This is a genomic window from Synechococcus sp. H55.11, assembly GCF_047462475.1.
Classification (GTDB): Bacteria; Cyanobacteriota; Cyanobacteriia; order Thermostichales; family Thermostichaceae; genus Thermostichus.
The window spans coordinates 1-2,137 of the sequence record NZ_JANSJI010000243.1; the positions used below are offsets into that span (position 1 = coordinate 1).

The following is a 2,137-nucleotide window of genomic DNA, read 5'->3' on the forward strand; positions in this document are numbered from 1 at the left end:
ACCCGCCCCGCCCGGCATACGACAGTTCTGCCTGTCTGGTGGGCGCGGAGAGGTGTATTAGAGACAGAAGCTCCCCCCCAAAGCCAACCACAGGTAAAACTGCGTCAACTGCTCCACCGGCGGGCGCCGGCAGGCCAACTGGCTGTGGCAGCCCCAGCTTACCAGCCCAAAGGTGACCAGATGCAGCAGCAGCAAAAAACCGGGCCTCACCCAGCCCAAGACCTGGGCCCCCACTGCCCCGCAGGCCAGAAGAGCCGTTGTTCCCAACATCCACTTCCTGGGGTGGATACCCCCAAAAGCCAGCATGAATGTCAGCAGATAAATCCCCAGGGGGATGGCCCACAACAGGGGCACCGCCGCCACGTCGGTGGTCAGCAAAGTGGTGACCGCCACCAACAGGCCTGCCGGCAAAAAAGCCAGCCCCGCCCAGCGCCAGCGCTCTCCCCAGGAGACTGCCAAGGATCCTGGGTCGGGATCCCCCACAGTGCTCTGGGCCGCTGACGCCAACAGCCCCACCCCGCTCAGCAGCACCAGGGCTGCCACCAGCGCGTAGGATCCCGTCCACAGGTGAGTTTGCCCAGCCAAAGACAGCCGGGGCTCCAGCAGCAGCGGGTAACCCAGCAGCCCCGCCAAACTGCCGGCATTGCTGGCCACATAGAGAAAATAGGGATCCCGCAGCCCCTGTTGCTCCGCGCCCTTTCTTGCCGCCAACCCCCGTTGCAGCAATGGCGCCGTCGCCGACAGGAGAAACAGCGGCACCCCAGCTCCCAAAGCCAGGTCTGCCAAGAGGGCGAGAGGGGGCCACGCTCCTTCCGGCTGCAGGCAGAGCCCAAATTGAAAGGGTAAAAGCCTCAGCCCCATCAGCAGCAAGATCCCCTGGATCAGCACGCCCATCCTGGGATGCAACCCACGCCCCAGCCGGTCTGCCCACAGGTAGCCCAACAGCAGGGTGACCTGGAAAAAAGCCAGGCAGGTGTTCCACACCAGGGGGGATCCTCCCCACAGCGGCAGCAGCAACTTGCCCACCAACAACTGTCCCCAAAAGAGGCAAAAAGCGCTGCCGAACAAGCCGAGGCCAACCAGCCAAATCAAAGCCGACCCACCGCAAAACCCTCAACTGCCAGTATTGCCCAGCCTCCCCCGGAAACTTACAAAGAGATTTAAGATCGCAACGTTGACGCGAAGCCAGAGGCTCCCCATGCTTCCTTTGCCCACCGCACCCCCCATTGCAGAGCACCGCTGGCTCTGGCGTGACCAGTCCATTCGCTATCAGCAGTCGGGATCTGCCGGCCCGGCGGTGTTGCTGATCCATGGCTTTGGGGCCAGCAGCGACCATTGGCGGAAAAATTTGCCGGAGCTGGGGCAGCACTGTCGGGTGTACGCGGTCGATCTGTTGGGCTTTGGGGGATCCGCCAAGCCTCTGCCCGGCTCGCCTCTGCCCTACACCTTCGAGACCTGGGGATCCCTGGTGGCAGATTTTGTGCGCGAGGTGATGGGCCAGCCGGCCTATCTGGTGGGCAACTCGATTGGCTGCATTGTGGCTTTGCAGGCGGCGGTTCTGGATCCGGGGCAGGTTTTGGGAGTGGCGATGTTGGATCCCTCGCTGCGGCTGCTGCACGAGCGGAAACGAGCGCAAATCTCCTGGCTGCGCCGCTGGACCACTCCCCTGCTCCAATCCCTGCTGGGGTGGCCCCCCTTTGGTCGTTTTTTCTTCGCCCAGATAGCTCAACCCAAGGCCATTCGCAACATCCTCCTCCAGGCCTACGGACGCAAAGAAGCCGTTACCGAGGAACTGATCCAGCTTTTGCTCAAGCCGGCTTTGGAGCCAGGAGCGGCAGAGGTCTTTTTGGCTTTTGTGCGCTATTCTCAAGGGCCTTTGGCAGAAGATCTCTTGCCTCAGCTCGCCTGCCCCGTCTTGATCCTGTGGGGGGAAGCGGATCCCTGGGAACCCATTGCCCTGGGGCGGGCCCTGGCGGGGTTCCCTTGCGTGGTGGGGTTCATCCCCTTGCCAGGAGTTGGCCATTGCCCCCAAGACGAAGCCCCCGAGCTGGTCAACCCGCTGCTTTTGGACTGGATCCGGGATCCCAACCGGAAACCTGATCCCATAGTCTAACCCCTCACCCCCAGCCCCTCTCCC

2 protein-coding genes are annotated in these 2,137 nt (G+C 62.9%); one reads left to right on the forward strand and one right to left on the reverse strand.

Annotation, left to right across the window (positions count from 1 at the left end):
* Window positions 1-57: 57 nt before the first annotated feature.
* Window positions 58-1,092, reverse strand: a complete 1,035-nt coding sequence (locus NW853_RS09730) for a hypothetical protein (RefSeq protein ID WP_414348911.1) — start codon at window positions 1,090-1,092, stop codon at window positions 58-60.
* Window positions 1,093-1,198: 106 nt separating this feature from the next.
* On the opposite strand from NW853_RS09730, the gene NW853_RS09735 reads away from it, so the two are divergent.
* Entirely contained in the window at window positions 1,199-2,113 is a 915-nt protein-coding gene (locus NW853_RS09735; protein ID WP_414348912.1) for an alpha/beta fold hydrolase, read from the forward strand.
* Window positions 2,114-2,137: the final 24 nt, after the last annotated feature.